The organism is Bacillus sp. C28GYM-DRY-1, assembly GCF_030519405.1.
GTDB classification, from domain to species: domain Bacteria; phylum Bacillota; class Bacilli; order Bacillales; family Bacillaceae; genus Bacillus; species Bacillus spizizenii_A.
Genome location: NZ_JAUMKF010000001.1, coordinates 362,454 through 377,931, shown reverse-complemented (window position 1 = coordinate 377,931; position 15,478 = coordinate 362,454). Strand labels below are relative to the sequence as shown.

Genomic DNA, 15,478 nt, shown 5'->3' with positions numbered 1-15,478 from the left:
TAAAGGGCTGCATACAAAAAACTGTACTCACTTGAAGCGAGTACAGTTTTATCTTTTTATTTCCGTTTTAAATTAATGCCGATCGCCGCGCCGTTTCTGCTTGAATCAGCTACGCCTTTAAAGGAGCCATTTTCATGGTCGATAGAAATACTTTGTACGTTTCCGATTTCCACCGGGCTCTTGCCGAATTTATGGCCCATGCCGTTTAGTTTACTGAGGACGTCTTCAGGAACTCCGTCTTCGTAGCGGTAGGAGCTCATGCTGTTTGTATAAATTCTCGGCTCTTCAACAGCAGCTTTTAATTCCATGCCGTATTCGATGTGATAGAGAATGGTTTGCAGAACGGATGAAATAATGGTGGCCCCGCCAGGAGATCCGACGGTGAGGACAGGCTTATCATCCTTAAATAAAATGGTCGGGGTCATGCTGCTTAAAGGCCGTTTGTTCGGCTGTACTTCGTTAGCTCCGCCTGGAACCGCATCAAAATCCGTTAATTCATTGTTTAAAATAACACCGTAATCAGGGACCATAATACCTGTTCCGAATAGCTGTTCAATTGTCGTCGTATAAGAAACAACATTTCCCCAGCGGTCGGCAACTGTAAAGTGGGTTGTTTGGCCTTCTACTTTGTCTTTCGGCTGTTCAACTTGCTTATAGTTTGCCGATCCCTCTTGGTATTTCCAAGGATCACCGGCTTTCGGTTTTTTATTGACTTGATCTACATTGATTAATTGCTGGCGTTCTTTAATATAATCGGGGTGAAGCAGGCCTTTGAGAGGAACGTTTACAAATTCGGGATCACCTGCGTAAGACGCACGATCCGCATAAGACAAATGCATCGTTTCAGCAAGCAGTTGATATTTTTCCCATGAGCGGACATCGTATTGTGAAAGGTTAAAATCATCAAGTATTTTCAGCATTTGCAGTAAAAAAATACCGCCAGAGCTTGGAGGAGGAGTAGTGGCAATTTGATAGCCTTGATAGTCTCCCCAAATCGGTTCATCGATTGTAATGTCATAATTTTCTAAATCTTTTTCCGTCATTGATCCGCCGAAATTCTGTACAGTGTCAGAAAGTGCTTTGGCAAGTTTTCCTTCATAAAAAGCGTCAGTGCCTTTTGAGCGAATGAGCTTAAATGTTTTTGCCAAATCCTTTTGAATCAATGTATCGCCTTCTTTGAGCGGCTCGCCATTTGGCAAAAATACATCTTTTGCAGCAGTCCGTGACAGCTTTTCCTGATAGTTTGAAATAGCATCTGCCAACACCGAATCAATCGGAAATCCTTTTTCAGCCAGTTTAATAGAAGGGGTGATTAATTGCTTCATCGAGCGGGTTCCCCATTTATCCAGGGCAGCCTCCAGCCCTTTCAGCGTGCCTGGAACACCGACGGCAGTACCTTTTGTCGAACGTTCAGAGAAAGGAATAGCTTTGCCGTTTTCATCGAGAAACATATCGGGGGTTGCGCCTGCTGGAGCACGTTCACGGCTGTCAATGATCGTTGTATCCTTTGTTTTACCGTCATACACCATCATAAAACCGCCGCCGCCAATGCCTGACATCATCGGCTCTGTTACATTGAGTGCAAATTGAATGGCAACCGCCGCGTCAATGGCATTTCCTCCTTTTTTCAGCACATCAGCACCGATTTCCGAAGCGAGGGGATGCGCGGTGGCAACCATGCCGTCTTTCCCTACATCTACTTGTTTGTACTCATCGTAGCTTTTGGGCGGCTTTTTAGCATCCGCGTGAAAAGGGACAATTCCAACGACTAACAGAACACTAAGCAGAGCTGTTAAACAGACGTTCCACGTTCTTTTCATGTTCTCCCTCCTATATGAAGCTGTAATGTTACAATCTTAGCGTAAAAAAATTACAGAGTTTTTACAAGTGACAAATGGTATATTATATAGCACCATTAACCCGTTTTTCTGTGCAAAATTGATTATATTGTTATGAGCCATGTGCTATATTAGAATCAGCTACGAATTAAGAAAGGACGGCTATATGTATTTAACGATTAAAGAAACAGCAGAATATGCAAATCTTTCAGAGGATTATATTAAAAGCTTGGTGCTCGAAGGAAAAATCAGAGCCGTTCATGACGGTGAACAATTTTTGATTTATAAGGGACAGTTCAAAACACATCTCGAACAGCTTGAGAATTACAAAGCCCTTGTGCAGGAAATATTAAATGAACCAATCCCAGAGGATATTGATGTAAAGGATGAGGATTAGGACACAATTTCAAATTGTGTCTTTTTTTTGTATATCTTTTTAAAAACATCGGAAAAATCGAATCGTCAGATTTTGTTTTAAGAGGTTTTTTGACGGCGTATAGAGGAATATGTATCAAATAGATTAAAAGCTTTATATGAGGCTTTAAAAAGCATTTAAGAGGAAGAGAGATTTCAAAAACTTCTTCATCTCCTCATGTAACACTATGTATATTATGTTACATAAATGCCTTCACACTTTGACATTCAACGTTTTTCAGCTATAATAGTAACATAGACCTCAAAACGTTACATAACGGTTTTTAAGGAGTTTTTTGATGCATATTGTACAGCCGATTCGCAGTTTAGAGAAAATCCAAGATGTAAAACAGTATTTGCTCAACAAAAACAAGCGGGATTATTTTCTGTTTATTTTCGGCATCAACAGCGCGCTCCGCATATCTGATATTCTGCCGCTGCAAGTGAAAGACGTTAAACATAAAGATCATTTATGGGCGACTGAAAGCAAAACGAGAAAGAAAAGGAAGATTCTGATTCTAGAATCACTGAAACAGGAAATATACGAGTATACGAAAGACATGAAAGATAACGAATATCTTTTTAAATCTGTCCGGACCAGGAAACCGATTTCCCGCATTCAGGCCTACAGGATTTTAAGAGAAGCTGCCGCGGCGTGCGGACTTGAGGAAATAGGGACACATACGCTCCGAAAAACATTTGGCTATCATTTTTATCAGAGGACAAAAGACATTGCCGAGCTGCAGAGAATACTGAACCATTCATCACCCTCGATTACAATGCGATATATCGGTATTGACGAAGACACAACAAGGGCCGCGTATAAGGTTTTTGGGGGGCTTTAATACAAACCGCTTGAAAATTCAGTTCATCAGAGCTACTATATAAGTACAAAAAGCTCTAGTAGCACAGCGGATAGTGCAGCAGTTTCCTAAACTGCAGGTCGGGAGTTCGAATCTCTCCTAGAGCATTATCATTACAAAAAGACAACAGGCTGTTCGTCTGTTGTCTTTTTGTATGCCAAATCAAAAGCGCCCGCTTATACCGGGCGCTTTTCTTATATAACTGCGTCGAATTGATTGACTTTCCATTTTTTATTCTCTTTTACAAATGTCACTTTCCGTTTCGCTGAAGGAGATCCGTCTAAAGTAGGAACGGTAAATTCGTATGTGACTGTGCCGCCTTTTTTAGAAATCAGTTTAGCCGTTGATTTTTTCCAATTTAATAGGTTGTCTCCGTCACCGACTGGAACGGCAAGTTTTCCTTTTGAAACAGTGAAATGATAGTCTTTAAAGCCTTTTTCGATTGCTGTTTTTGTAAAAATAGGAGTTAAGTAATTCACCGCTTTTGCTTTAGTGCCTAAATCACTGCACATATACACATATTGAAGATTTTGATACTCAAATGTGCCTGATGGGCAAACTGCTTTTTTCGCTTTTGGATTGTGGCCGCTCATTGTGTTCCAAAAATGCTCTCTTGCTGATAATGCCAGTTGCAGTGCTTGTTTTTGTGATAAATCGCCTGGATTATTTTTCGCAAATGCATTTGTGTTTAATGACAGAATAAGTGCAATCGTTGTTAGAAATAGAAGACATTTTTTCATTGTGGGTCACTCCTTCAAAATCTCTTTCTCTTATGTTACAAATGTTACAATAATTACGGATAGATTACAATAACTTTGCGTAAATTATTTTTCATTCTTTTACTCACAAAGAAACAGGCTGTTACTTGTTAGTTTATTCTTCATAAGCTAAAGAATGTGTAAAATTAGAAGAAACGGGAAGGGTTTCATATGTAAAGTGATGAATAATAACATGTTTCACATCCTGTTTCTGTCAAAAGAATAGGGGCATGTTGACAAACGAATCCAAATAAAGGAGCTTTCAATATGGAAACATCACAAGAACAACTTGTAACTCAGAAAAAAAGCAATCCATCTGTCTGGCGGTCTATGTCTCTCTTTTTAGTGCCGCTTCTGCTAAGCAATGTGCTGCAATCAGTCGGCCAGCTAGTCGGGATGATGGCTGTAGGCAGATGGCTCGGTGTTGATGCGGTTGCAGCTGTATCATCCTTTTTCCCGTTATTTTTTCTTTTAATCTCATTTACCATTGGGATCGGTTCAGGAAGTTCGATCTTGATCGGACAAGCCTACGGGGCAAAGAATGAGGAACGGTTAAAGGCTGTTGTAGGGACGACGCTCACGTTTACGTTTTTATTAGGGGTGGTATTAGCCGTCATCGGCAGTATTTTCACCTTGGATATTCTTCGTTTAATGGGCACGCCTGAAAATGTCATTCATGTCAGCGCAAGGTATGCACGTATTTTATTTTACGCTATGCCGTTTATGTTTTTATATTTTGCATATACAACATTTTTGCGAGGAACAGGGGATTCTAAAACGCCGTTTTATACGCTGATCGTCAGCACGGTCATCAACATAGCGCTTTTGCCCGTCTTAATTCTTGGCATGTTCGGTTCTCCGAAACTGGGTATATACGGCTCCGCATATGCAACCGTCATTTCCACAATTGCCACATTTCTCGTGTTAATGGTGTATTTGCGAAAACGAAACCATCCGCTCCAATTTGATAAAACAGTGCGGCGTTATTTGAAAATGGATAAGGAACTGCTGGCTCTTCTGCTGCGCCTCGGGATTCCATCAAGCATCAATATGATTCTCGTCTCATTATCAGAGATAGCGGTTATTTCATTCGTCAACCATTACGGCTCTAATGCGACAGCTGCATACGGCGTGGTCAACCAGGTAGCCAGCTATGTGCAGATGCCGGCCGTCAGCCTTGGTATTGCGGTGTCTATTTTCGCTGCGCAATCGATTGGAGCGAACGAGTCTGGCCGCTTAAAGCAGGTCATACGCGTTGGGATTTGGCTGAATTATATCATTGGCGGCGTGCTGATCATTCTAATCTATGTGTTTTCACAGCAGATTTTAGCGTTATTTTTAACCGAGAAAGACACACTTTATATTGCGCACCGTCTCTTGATGATTACATTGTGGAGCTATTTGCTGTTTGGAAATGCCCAAATTATTTCTGCGACGATGCGGGCAAGCGGAACGGTTTTATGGCCGACCGTTATCAGCATTTTCGCCATCTGGGGGGTAGAGGTGCCTGTCGCGTTCGTACTATCCCATTATACAAAGCTTGAAATACTCGGCGTATGGGTTGGCTATCCGGCTGCGTTTGCCGTCAGCTTGCTGTTGATTTATGGGTATTATCAATTCGTGTGGAAAAAGAAACAAATTACACGTCTCATCCAATAGACTTCCGAATCACACCGTTCATGATTGGAACGGTGTTTTTTTTATTTGATAGGGAAACATAAAATAGAGGAAATATGGCCCAGTGCATTGAATTCTTATACGAGCAATGAATCAAGGAGAGGTTGAGGACATATGGCTAACTATATTGAGAAGATTACACATTTAGGAACATCCGCCATCAAAGCAGGGAACGAACATATAGAAATGATTGTCGTTCCCGAGTGGGGGAGCAACGTCATTTCTCTCGTGGTCAAAGCAACAAAAACCCAGCTTTTGCGTGAACCGAAAACAGCAGAACGTTTTCATGACACACCAACATTGTATGGCATTCCGATCTTGTTTCCGCCTAACCGGGTAAGTGACGGTACATTCAGTTTCCGGGGCAGAACATATCATTTTGATATCAACGAAAAGGATAAACACAACCACCTTCACGGGTTTCTTTATCAGGAAAAGTGGAACGTAGTGACCATGAAGCAAACTGATGAAGAAGTGATCGTTGAAACGGAAATTGATCTTTCAGAGCTTCCCCATGTGTATAAGCAATTTCCGCATCATGCCGTCGTTCGGATGACATACACGCTAAAGGGGAATACTCTATTTAAATATGCGACGGTCATGAACAAAGGAAAGGAAGCGTTTCCTTGGGGAATCGGTTATCATACTACTTTTGTGTTTCCAGAAGAAAGCTCATTATTCTCCCTGACAGCAGATCAGCAATGGGAGTTGGATGAACGCCTGTTGCCGACCGGGAAGCTGATGGATGTACCAAATAAAGAAGCCTTGCATGAAGGGATAGATTTACGCCACAAGCAGCTGGATGATGTTTTTTTATCTGCTTATCAGAAAAGAGGCGGAGAAAATCAGGCAGTCATTTATCATCAGCACGCACATGTCAGTATTATTTATAAGGCAGATGAACAATTTAAACATTGGGTTGTATACAATGCGGACGGAAAACAGGGGTATTTATGCCCTGAACCTTACACATGGGTGACAAACGCAGTGAATCTTGATTTGTCTTCATCACTCACTGGTTTACAAGTGCTTGAGCCAGGAGAAGAAACGACAGCCAAAAGCAGTATCACCATTGAATTGAATCATCAATAGCCAGTAATGTGGCGCAGAGAGGCGGGGGAAAAAAGTGAAAAAAAGCATAAAGCTTTATGTTGCTGTTTTGCTGCTTTTCATCGTCGCTTCGGTACCTTATATGCATCAGGCTGCGCAAGCAACTGAAAAACAGGATGCACTGGCCAATCAGATCGATAAGATTTTAGCTGAACACCCTGCACTCGAAGGCGCAATGGCCGGCATCACTGTTCGCTCTGCGGATACAGGCGCTGTTCTATATGAGCATTCAGGAGATATCCGAATGAGGCCTGCCTCTTCTCTGAAGCTTTTGACAGCTGCCGCGGCACTTTCTGTCCTTAGTGAGGACTATTCCTTTACAACCGAGGTCCGGACAGACGGCACACTTAAAGGGAAAAAGCTGAATGGAAACCTTTATCTGAAAGGAAAAGGAGATCCGACACTTTTACCATCTGATTTTGAAAAAATGGCTGAGAAATTGAAACAGACCGGTGTTAGCGTGATTAAAGGTAATTTGATCGGTGATGATACGTGGTATGATGACACCCGATTATCACCTGATATGCCATGGAGTGATGAATACACGTATTATGGCGCACAAGTCTCTGCTTTAACAGCATCTCCGAATAAAGACTATGATGCAGGCACTGTAATTGTAGAGGTCACCCCAGGTAAAAAAGAAGGGGAAAAGCCTGCCGTTTCTGTATCTCCAAAGACAGATTATGTAACGATTAAGAACAATGCAGAAACGACTTCGGCGGGCCAAAAGAAAGACCTCACGATCGAAAGAGAGCATGGGAAAAATACAATCACCATTGAAGGAAGCGTACCGGTTGGCGCAAGCAACACAAAGGAATGGATCGCTGTCTGGGAGCCGACCGGATATGCTTTGGATTTATTTAAGCGTGCACTACACAAACAAGGCATTACTGTAAAAGGGAACGTCAAGACGGGCGCTGCGCCCGGTTCTTCAGACGTGTTAATCTCTCACCGTTCAATGCCTTTGTCAAAACTATTTGTTCCGTTTATGAAATTAAGCAATAACGGACATGCCGAAGTGCTCGTAAAAGAAATGGGGAAAGTGAAAAAAGAAGAGGGAAGCTGGGAAAAGGGACTCGAAGTATTAAACCATACGCTTCCAAAATTCGGTGTCGATCCCAAATCACTTGTGTTAAGGGACGGATCAGGAGTCTCGCATATTAATGCTGTATCCTCAGATCAAATCTCAAATCTGTTATATGACATTCAAGATGAGAAATGGTTCTCAGCTTATCTACATTCTCTGCCTGTTGCGGGCAATAGTGACAGAATGATAGGAGGAACGCTGAGGAACCGCATGAAAGACACGCTTGCACAAGGGAAAGTGAAGGCAAAAACCGGCTCGCTAAGCACGGTCAGCTCTCTATCCGGGTACGCAGAAACAAAGAGCGGAAAAACCCTCGTTTTCTCAATTCTTCTTAACGGATTGATTGATGACGAGGAGGGAAAAGATATTGAGGATCAAATCGCTGTCATCTTGGCAAATCAATAATCACGCCAGACCTGTTTTCCAAGCGAAAACAGGTTTTTTTATGTTTTTTCTAATGTTCTGCCCCCTCACCAACGGTTTCCGAATAATGAATTAAGAAAAGAACAGAAGGAATTGCATAATCTTATCGGTATATCTACGCAGTATCAGCCGCTCCTATGAAATAATATGGATTCACTATGAAACAGCGCTTTAGACAAGATCACTTCAAATAAAGCAATACTGCAAAAACGTTAAGTTGGTTTAGCGGACAGGGGCCATTCTCTGTCCGTCTTTCTTTTTATATCTAGAATGGATAGAAGACACTTGGGAATGATAACATCATCCTTTTTCTTGGAGGCTTGTCATGGATCGTCTTTCTTTCCTTACTTTTATCATGCTGATTCTAGCCAGTTACAGGCTGACACATTTGATTGTATTCGACAAAATCACGGAATTTATCCGAAAACCTTTTATGAAAAAGAAAAGGATCGTTGATCAAAACGGGCATGCAGAAGAAAAAAGCGTGCCGGCTTCTAACTTTGGATACATGCTCAATTGCTACTGGTGTGCCGGCGTTTGGTGTGCCATTTTGATCGGACTGGGCTATCTCTTTTTGCCTCGTATTGCAGTTCCAGTAATCTTTATTTTAGCCATCGCAGGAGCACAGGCGATTCTTGAAACAGCTGTCGGTGTCGGCGTAAAACTCATTGATGTGTTAAAGAGCCTGCAAACCATGATAAATGATAAAAAGTCCTAAAGCAGCGGAACAAAATGCTTCAGGACTTTTTTCGTTTATTTGGTGATATAGACATAAAATCCTGATTTCTTCAATCCGATTAAGCACCCTTTTACAGCCCGGGAATACCGTAATAGCGAATAGTGAAAGAGATGTAATGGGGGAGAAGAAACAGAATGAAGGTTTGTCAAAAGTCGATTGTCCGTTTCCTTGTCAGCTTGATCATCGGAACGTTTGTCATTTCCATTCCGTTTATGGCCAATGCGCAGCCTGACAGGGAATTGAGAGCCGTATGGATTGCTTCCGTATTAAACATTGATTGGCCGTCAAAAAAAGGTTTATCGGTGGAAGAGCAAAAGCAGGAGTATATCAAACTGCTGGACGATATACAAAAAATGGGAATGAATGCCGTTATTGTTCAGATTAAACCGACGGCAGATGCTTTTTATCCGTCCGCTTACGGACCTTGGTCTGAATACTTAACTGGTGTCCAAGGGAAAGACCCAGGCTATGATCCGCTTGCATTTATGATTGAAGAAACCCATAAACGAAATTTAGAATTTCACGCATGGTTTAATCCTTACCGCATTACCATGAATCATACAGACCTCAATAAATTGTCTAAGGATCACCCGGCAAGACAGCATCCAGACTGGGTTGCCGCTTATGGAAACCAGCTTTATTATCATCCGGGTATTCCTGAAGCGAGAGATTTTATCGTCAAAGGTATTGAAGAAGTGGTAAAACATTATGATATCGATGCCGTTCATATGGATGATTATTTTTACCCTTATAAAATAGCCGGACAGGAATTTCCTGATCAAGTACAGTATGAACAATACGGAAAAGGCACTTTTTCCAATATTGATGACTGGCGGCGGGATAACGTGAACCAGCTTGTCAAACAAATCAACCAAACAATGAAAGCCACAAAGCCATATGTCAAATTCGGTATCAGTCCTTTTGGAGTATGGAGAAACGCGGCAGATGACCCAACTGGATCGAATACCAATGCAGGCGTCAGGAACTATGACGACCTTTATGCAGATACGAGACATTGGATCCAAGAAGGCGACATCGATTATATTGCCCCGCAAATCTATTGGAGCATCGGCTTCAACGCAGCCGCTTACGACGTACTGGCTGATTGGTGGAGCAACGAAGTCAAAAATAGGCCTGTTCATTTATATATTGGCCAGGCAGCCTATAAAATCAATAACAACTTTGATCCGCCATGGTCCGATCCCGAGGAGTATGTGAGACAAATCACCTTGAACCGTCAGCTTGAGCTTGTGAAAGGAAGCATGCATTTCAGCCTCAAAGACCTCAACAAAAATCCGCTTGGCATCAAAGACAGGCTCATCACCGAGCTTTACAGCAAGCCGGCACTGGTTCCGCAAATGCCTTGGCTTGACAATACCGCTCCAAAAAAACCGAAGCTTACGAAAGTTACCGGCGACAAAAACGGTATTCTTCTTCAGATTAAAGACCACCCATCAAATCAAAAAACGAAAGAAACAGCCTATTATGCGATTTACAGAGCCGAAGGGGATAAGAACAAAACATTAGTTGGAACCGCGCGGAAAACAAATGAGCAGCAAACCTTCCTAGATAAGACGGCAGACCCAAACAAGAAATATACGTATTATGTCACTTCAACAGACCGGCTTCATAACGAAAGCAAGGGTTCAAACGAAAGACAAAATAAGAAATGAGAAGGACGGCTTTCTAAGTCGTCTTTTTTCAAAAAAGTAATTTTGGGATCAGAATACGAGCGTATTCAGAAAAACCCCAGGATAAAAAATCTATATAGTTAGTTATTGATGGCGTTTCTTTCACGACATGGGGAATGATGCGAATGCTTTAATTGATGGGCTCGCCATACAGTCTCTCGTTTTCGATGATTTTCCATCAGAAGATGTTTATCAAGAGCTCGAATAGACTGCGGTCGGTTTATGAATTGATATGATTCCCTTTGGGGCCATCCCATTATCTTCCCGGCGCTATTAAAAGGACAGGTCATTGCGTTTACCATATGGATGGTATGCGCCTATGGCATGTATTTGCTTATCCCATTAATATTTGCACGGCAAAATTGACTCGGTTTTAATTTTCAGACTTCTTTTGTCAGGGAATGATTACAGAACTCGCCTAATAAGATGTTACAAAGATGTGAAGGAGGAAACTACGTGAATTTTGAGCTGACAAAAGAACAACAAATGGTTCGTGAAATGGTAAAGGATTTTGCGAAAAAAGAAATCGCTCCTCAGGCTGAACATGTAGATCAAACGGGCGAGTTCCCGATACAAACATTTAAAAAAATGGGAGAACTCGGGCTGATGGGCATTCCATTCCCCGAAGAATATGGCGGATCAGGCGGCGATACGATTTCATATGCCTTAGCGGTTGAAGAAATCGGCAAAGCCTGCGGCAGTACTGGATTAAGCTACGCTGCAGCGGTCTCGCTCGGTGCAAGTCCTCTTTATTACTTCGGAACAGAAGAACAAAAACGGGCGCATTTGACTCCGCTGGCTTCAGGCAAAGCACTCGGGTCATTCGGCCTAACGGAGCCAAATGCCGGCTCAGATGCAGGAGGGACTCAAACGAAAGCCATTACAACTGGTGATGAGTATGTAATTAACGGCGAAAAATGCTGGATCACGAATGCAAGTTACGCACGAACGGTGATTGTAACCGCAGTAACAGGCAAAAACAAAGAAGGAAAAAACATCATCTCTGCATTGATCGTGCCAACTGACACACCCGGACTTACGATTACGAGCCCGTACGATAAAATGGGTGTCCGCGGTTCAAATACAGCGGAAATTTTGCTTGAGGATGTGAGAGTGCCTGCGTACAACTTACTCGGCGATCCAACAAAAGGGTTTAAGCAGTTTCTACACACGCTGGACGGCGGACGAATCTCTATCGCTGCTCTTGCAGTCGGCATCGCCCAAGCGGCACTTGAAGCATCATTGGCATATGCGAAAGAACGAAAGCAGTTCGGACAGCCGATTTCTTCTTTTCAGGCCATCCAATTTAAGCTTGCTGACATGGCGATGGAAATTGAACTTGCACGGCAAATGGTGTTAAAAGCCGCTTGGCTGAAAGACCATAACCGCCCATTCACAAAAGAAGCAGCATATGCCAAGCTGTTTGCATCTGAAATGGCGACAAGAGCTTGCAATCAAGCCATTCAAATCCATGGAGGTTCAGGCTACATGAAGGAATATGGGGTAGAACGGATGCTGCGGGACGCAAAATTAATGGAAATCGGGGAAGGCACATCTGAAATTCAGCGTATCGTGATTGCCAGACAGCTATTGAGATGAAATGTAAACGCTTTCTAAATACTTAGAAAGGAGGACCAATTCATGGCTGAACTCATTCATTCCACAATCGGCAGCCTGCTGGAACAAATCGCTGAAACCTATCCCGATCAAGAAGCGGTTGTTTATCCAGACAGAAAAATTCGCTATACGTACGCTCAATTTGACAGTCTGTGCCGTCGAACCGCTAAAGGACTCATGCGGATGGGGATTGGGAAAGGAGACCACGTAGCCATATGGGCTTCGAATATCCCCGAATGGCTTGCCGTTCAGTTCGCCACCGCCAAAATCGGAGCTGTGCTCGTGACCGTCAATACTAATTATCAAGCACACGAACTCGATTACTTGTTAAAGCAATCGGATGCTACCGCTCTTATTGTCATGGATTCATACCGGGGCAATTCTTACACAGACATCCTGAAGAGCCTCATTCCAGAGCTGCAAGAAACAGAACCTGGCCAGCTGAATTCAGAACGATATCCCTTTTTAAAAACCCTGATCTATATTGGCGATAAACGTTTTCCGGGTATGTATCATTGGGACGATACAGAGATACTGGCCAAAACAGTGTCGGATGCTGAGCTGGAAGCCAGAATGAACAGCCTTGAAAAAGACGATGTGATTAACATGCAATACACATCAGGAACGACAGGGTTTCCTAAAGGGGTAATGCTGACCCATTTTAATGTCATCAATAATGCTGCTAATATCGCTGAATGTATGGCATTAACCTCTCAAGACCGCATGTGTATCCCGGTTCCGTTTTTTCATTGCTTCGGATGCGTGCTTGGGGTTTTAGCGTGTGTGTCCGTCGGAGCAGCCATGATACCTGTACAAGAATTTGATCCCGTTACCGTCCTTAAAACGGTAGAAAAAGAGCAATGCACAGCGCTCCACGGTGTGCCGACCATGTTTATCGCGGAGCTGCATCATCCGGATTTTGATGCATATGATCTATCGACCCTCCGAACAGGCATTATGGCCGGCTCTCCTTGTCCAAGTGAAGTGATGAAAGCTGTTATTGAAAAGATGGGCATGAAAGACATTACGATCGCCTATGGACAAACCGAAGCCTCACCGGTCATAACGCAAACGAGGGCAAATGATTCCTTCTTAAGGAGAGTCGAAACAACCGGCCGCGCCCTGCCGCATGCAGAAGTGAAAATTGTAGAACCCGGGACATGTCAAGAAGTTCAAAGAGGCGTGCAGGGAGAGCTTTGCACCCGCGGCTATCACGTTATGAAAGGCTATTATAAAGACGAAGAAGCGACCAGAAAAGCAATCAATCCCGATGGATGGCTGTTTACCGGAGATCTTGCTGTCATGGATGAAGACGGATACTGCCGCATCACTGGAAGATTAAAAGACATGCTCATTAGAGGCGGTGAGAACATTTACCCGCGGGAAATCGAAGAATTTTTATACCGGCATCCTGATGTTTTAGATGTACAGGTCGTTGGTGTGCCTGACGCCAAATTCGGGGAGGAGGCCGCAGCCTGGATTAAACTGAAAGACGGAAAAACCGCTTCGCCTGAAGAACTTAAGGACTATTGCAAAGGGAAAATCGCCCGCCACAAAATTCCGCGTTATGTTATTTTTACAGACGAGTATCCGATGACGGCTTCAGGCAAAATTCAAAAATATAAACTGCGTGAAAAAACGATTAAAATGTTCAACTTATCATCATGTCAATGAGGTGAAGTGATGTTTACAAAAGTACTGATCGCCAATCGCGGAGAAATCGCAATGAGAATTATTCGAACATGCAGCCGTCTCGGCATCAAAACGGTCTCGGTTTATTCTGAAGCAGACAGAGACGCTCCCCATACAAAGGCGGCCACAGAGGCTTATTTGATTGGAGAATCAAGAGTCAGTGAAAGTTACTTAAATATAGAGAGAATCATAGAGACAGCGAAAAAAGCAAATGCCGATGCCATCCACCCGGGATACGGGCTATTATCAGAAAACAGCCAATTCGCTGAACGCTGCAAGCAAGAAAACATCATGTTTATAGGCCCTGCACCCGATATCATCGCAAAGATGGGCAGCAAAATTGAAGCACGTAAAGCAATGGAAGCGGCAGGTGTCCCTGTCGTTCCCGGTGTTTCCGAATCCCTCGGAGACATTCAGGCAGCTTGCCGCGCCGCAATTCAAATCGGCTATCCTGTCATGCTGAAAGCTTCAGCGGGCGGAGGCGGCATCGGCATGCAGCTTGTTCAAAACGAGGAATCATTAAGAAAGGCGTACGAGGGAAACAAAAAGCGCGCAGCAGACTTTTTCGGTGACGGGTCGATGTATATAGAGAAAGTCATTGAACATGCCCGCCACATCGAGGTTCAGCTTTTAGCGGATCAGCACGGCCATACAGTACACCTATTTGAACGCGATTGCTCTGTTCAAAGGCGCCACCAAAAGGTCATTGAAGAAGCGCCGTCACCATTTTTAGATGATGAACTGAGAATGAAGATCGGGGAAACGGCCGTAAAAGCAGCAAAGGCGATCGGCTATACGAACGCAGGCACGATCGAATTTATAGTTGATCCGAATCAAAACTTTTATTTCCTTGAAATGAATACGAGATTGCAAGTTGAACATCCCGTGACTGAAGAAATAACAGGCCTGGACTTAGTTGAGCAGCAGCTGCGGATTGCTGCGGGCCATACACTCACATTCTCCCAAAAAGACATTAAACGAAACGGGCATGCGATAGAGGTTCGAATATACGCGGAAGATCCCAAAACCTTCTATCCTTCACCAGGTACAATCACTGCGTTTTCACTCCCTAATCAAAAAGGGGTCCGACACGAATGTGCGGTAGCAAAAGACAGCACCGTCACCCCTTTTTATGACCCGATGATCGCCAAGATGATTGTCAAAGGCCAAACCAGAGCGGAAGCCATTGAAAAGCTGGAGTCAGCGCTCGGCGACTATCGAATAGAGGGAATCAAAACAAATCTTCCGCTTCTCATACAGGCTGCGGCATCAAAAGCATTTAAAGAAGGGGATGTCACGACTGACTTTTTGAAACAACACCTATAAAGGAGGCAGTTGTCATGACGGTTAAGATACAAATGGCGGGAAACCTGTGGAAAGTGCACGTGAAAGCCGGCGACCACATTGAAAAAGGCCAGGAAGTTGCCATTTTGGAATCAATGAAAATGGAAATCCCAATCGTTGCAGACAGAAGCGGAACCGTAAAAGAAGTCAAAAAAAATGAAGGCGATTTTGTGAATGAAGGTGACGTGTTGCTCGAATTGAACGATTCCACTCAATAATCTGGAG

At 43.3% G+C, this 15,478-nt stretch carries 13 protein-coding genes, 1 tRNA gene and 2 pseudogenes; 14 read left to right on the top strand and 2 right to left on the bottom strand.

What is annotated here, in order from left to right; all coding sequences use genetic code 11:
- Positions 1–56: 56 nt before the first annotated feature.
- Positions 57–1,820 carry a gamma-glutamyltransferase gene (gene ggt / locus Q3W56_RS01790; protein ID WP_019714568.1) on the bottom strand — a complete coding sequence of 588 codons (1,764 nt, stop codon included), beginning with the start codon at positions 1,818–1,820 and terminating at the stop codon, positions 57–59.
- 184 nt (positions 1,821–2,004) lie between these two features.
- Between ggt and Q3W56_RS01785 the strand changes: the two genes are divergently transcribed.
- The 3 genes from Q3W56_RS01785 to Q3W56_RS01775 all read left to right on the top strand — a co-directional run bounded on the left by Q3W56_RS01785 (position 2,005) and on the right by Q3W56_RS01775 (position 3,222).
- A complete protein-coding gene (locus tag Q3W56_RS01785) occupies positions 2,005–2,235 on the top strand; it encodes an excisionase family DNA-binding protein (RefSeq protein WP_024121629.1) in 231 nt (76 codons plus the stop codon).
- Between the two features lie 316 nt (positions 2,236–2,551).
- Positions 2,552–3,097, top strand: a complete 546-nt coding sequence (locus tag Q3W56_RS01780) for a site-specific integrase (protein WP_019714566.1) — start codon at positions 2,552–2,554, stop codon at positions 3,095–3,097.
- 52 nt (positions 3,098–3,149) lie between these two features.
- Positions 3,150–3,222 (top strand) — tRNA-Arg (locus Q3W56_RS01775).
- An 87-nt stretch (positions 3,223–3,309) separates the two neighbouring features.
- Here the strand turns inward: Q3W56_RS01775 and iseA are convergent.
- Positions 3,310–3,855 carry a DL-endopeptidase inhibitor IseA gene (gene iseA, locus Q3W56_RS01770; RefSeq protein WP_302894284.1) on the bottom strand — a complete coding sequence of 182 codons (546 nt, stop codon included), beginning with the start codon at positions 3,853–3,855 and terminating at the stop codon, positions 3,310–3,312.
- A 285-nt stretch (positions 3,856–4,140) separates the two neighbouring features.
- On the opposite strand from iseA, the gene Q3W56_RS01765 reads away from it, so the two are divergent.
- The 11 genes and pseudogenes from Q3W56_RS01765 (at position 4,141) to Q3W56_RS01725 (ending at position 15,471) form a co-directional block, all read left to right on the top strand.
- A complete protein-coding gene (locus tag Q3W56_RS01765) occupies positions 4,141–5,532 on the top strand; it encodes an MATE family efflux transporter (protein WP_302894283.1) in 1,392 nt (463 codons plus the stop codon).
- A gap of 132 nt (positions 5,533–5,664) precedes the next feature.
- Entirely contained in the window at positions 5,665–6,642 is a 978-nt protein-coding gene (gene galM / locus Q3W56_RS01760) for an aldose 1-epimerase (RefSeq protein WP_302894282.1), read from the top strand.
- Positions 6,643–6,676: 34 nt separating this feature from the next.
- A complete protein-coding gene (dacB, locus tag Q3W56_RS01755) occupies positions 6,677–8,152 on the top strand; it encodes a D-alanyl-D-alanine carboxypeptidase/D-alanyl-D-alanine endopeptidase (protein ID WP_302894281.1) in 1,476 nt (491 codons plus the stop codon).
- Between the two features lie 66 nt (positions 8,153–8,218).
- A pseudogene (locus tag Q3W56_RS21110) lies at positions 8,219–8,305 on the top strand (hypothetical protein); the annotation flags it as partial.
- Positions 8,306–8,495: 190 nt separating this feature from the next.
- The gene (locus Q3W56_RS01750; RefSeq protein ID WP_268401495.1) at positions 8,496–8,888 is read left to right on the top strand and encodes a DUF1360 domain-containing protein; all 393 of its coding nucleotides are present in this window, start codon (positions 8,496–8,498) and stop codon (positions 8,886–8,888) included.
- A 155-nt stretch (positions 8,889–9,043) separates the two neighbouring features.
- The gene (locus Q3W56_RS01745; RefSeq protein ID WP_302894280.1) at positions 9,044–10,582 is read left to right on the top strand and encodes a glycoside hydrolase family 10-like protein; all 1,539 of its coding nucleotides are present in this window, start codon (positions 9,044–9,046) and stop codon (positions 10,580–10,582) included.
- Positions 10,583–10,837: 255 nt separating this feature from the next.
- A pseudogene (locus Q3W56_RS20965) lies at positions 10,838–10,966 on the top strand (hypothetical protein); the annotation flags it as partial.
- Between the two features lie 90 nt (positions 10,967–11,056).
- Complete coding sequence (locus tag Q3W56_RS01740) at positions 11,057–12,199, top strand: acyl-CoA dehydrogenase family protein (RefSeq protein ID WP_302894279.1); 1,143 nt, start codon at positions 11,057–11,059, stop codon at positions 12,197–12,199.
- Between the two features lie 42 nt (positions 12,200–12,241).
- Positions 12,242–13,891 (top strand): AMP-binding protein, encoded by a 1,650-nt coding sequence (locus tag Q3W56_RS01735; protein WP_302894278.1) that lies wholly within the window; start codon positions 12,242–12,244, stop codon positions 13,889–13,891.
- Between the two features lie 9 nt (positions 13,892–13,900).
- Positions 13,901–15,235: an acetyl-CoA carboxylase biotin carboxylase subunit gene (locus Q3W56_RS01730; protein ID WP_302894277.1), complete on the top strand. Its 1,335-nt coding sequence runs from the start codon at positions 13,901–13,903 to the stop codon at positions 15,233–15,235.
- 14 nt (positions 15,236–15,249) lie between these two features.
- Positions 15,250–15,471: an acetyl-CoA carboxylase biotin carboxyl carrier protein subunit gene (locus tag Q3W56_RS01725; RefSeq protein ID WP_019714554.1), complete on the top strand. Its 222-nt coding sequence runs from the start codon at positions 15,250–15,252 to the stop codon at positions 15,469–15,471.
- The last annotated feature ends 7 nt before the right edge of the window (positions 15,472–15,478 follow it).

What these genes read in the sequence shown, in the direction of transcription:
- Q3W56_RS01730 (WP_302894277.1), top strand. Translation starts at nt 13,901, where the DNA reads ATGTTTACAAAAGTACTGATCGCCAATCGCGGAGAAATCGCAATGAGA.
- Q3W56_RS01785 (WP_024121629.1), top strand. Translation starts at nt 2,005, where the DNA reads ATGTATTTAACGATTAAAGAAACAGCAGAATATGCAAATCTTTCAGAG.
- galM (WP_302894282.1), top strand. Translation starts at nt 5,665, where the DNA reads ATGGCTAACTATATTGAGAAGATTACACATTTAGGAACATCCGCCATC.
- ggt (WP_019714568.1), bottom strand. Translation starts at nt 1,820, where the DNA reads ATGAAAAGAACGTGGAACGTCTGTTTAACAGCTCTGCTTAGTGTTCTG.
- Q3W56_RS01750 (WP_268401495.1), top strand. Translation starts at nt 8,496, where the DNA reads ATGGATCGTCTTTCTTTCCTTACTTTTATCATGCTGATTCTAGCCAGT.
- Q3W56_RS01765 (WP_302894283.1), top strand. Translation starts at nt 4,141, where the DNA reads ATGGAAACATCACAAGAACAACTTGTAACTCAGAAAAAAAGCAATCCA.
- Q3W56_RS01735 (WP_302894278.1), top strand. Translation starts at nt 12,242, where the DNA reads ATGGCTGAACTCATTCATTCCACAATCGGCAGCCTGCTGGAACAAATC.
- Q3W56_RS01725 (WP_019714554.1), top strand. Translation starts at nt 15,250, where the DNA reads ATGACGGTTAAGATACAAATGGCGGGAAACCTGTGGAAAGTGCACGTG.
- iseA (WP_302894284.1), bottom strand. Translation starts at nt 3,855, where the DNA reads ATGAAAAAATGTCTTCTATTTCTAACAACGATTGCACTTATTCTGTCA.
- Q3W56_RS01745 (WP_302894280.1), top strand. Translation starts at nt 9,044, where the DNA reads ATGAAGGTTTGTCAAAAGTCGATTGTCCGTTTCCTTGTCAGCTTGATC.
- Q3W56_RS01780 (WP_019714566.1), top strand. Translation starts at nt 2,552, where the DNA reads ATGCATATTGTACAGCCGATTCGCAGTTTAGAGAAAATCCAAGATGTA.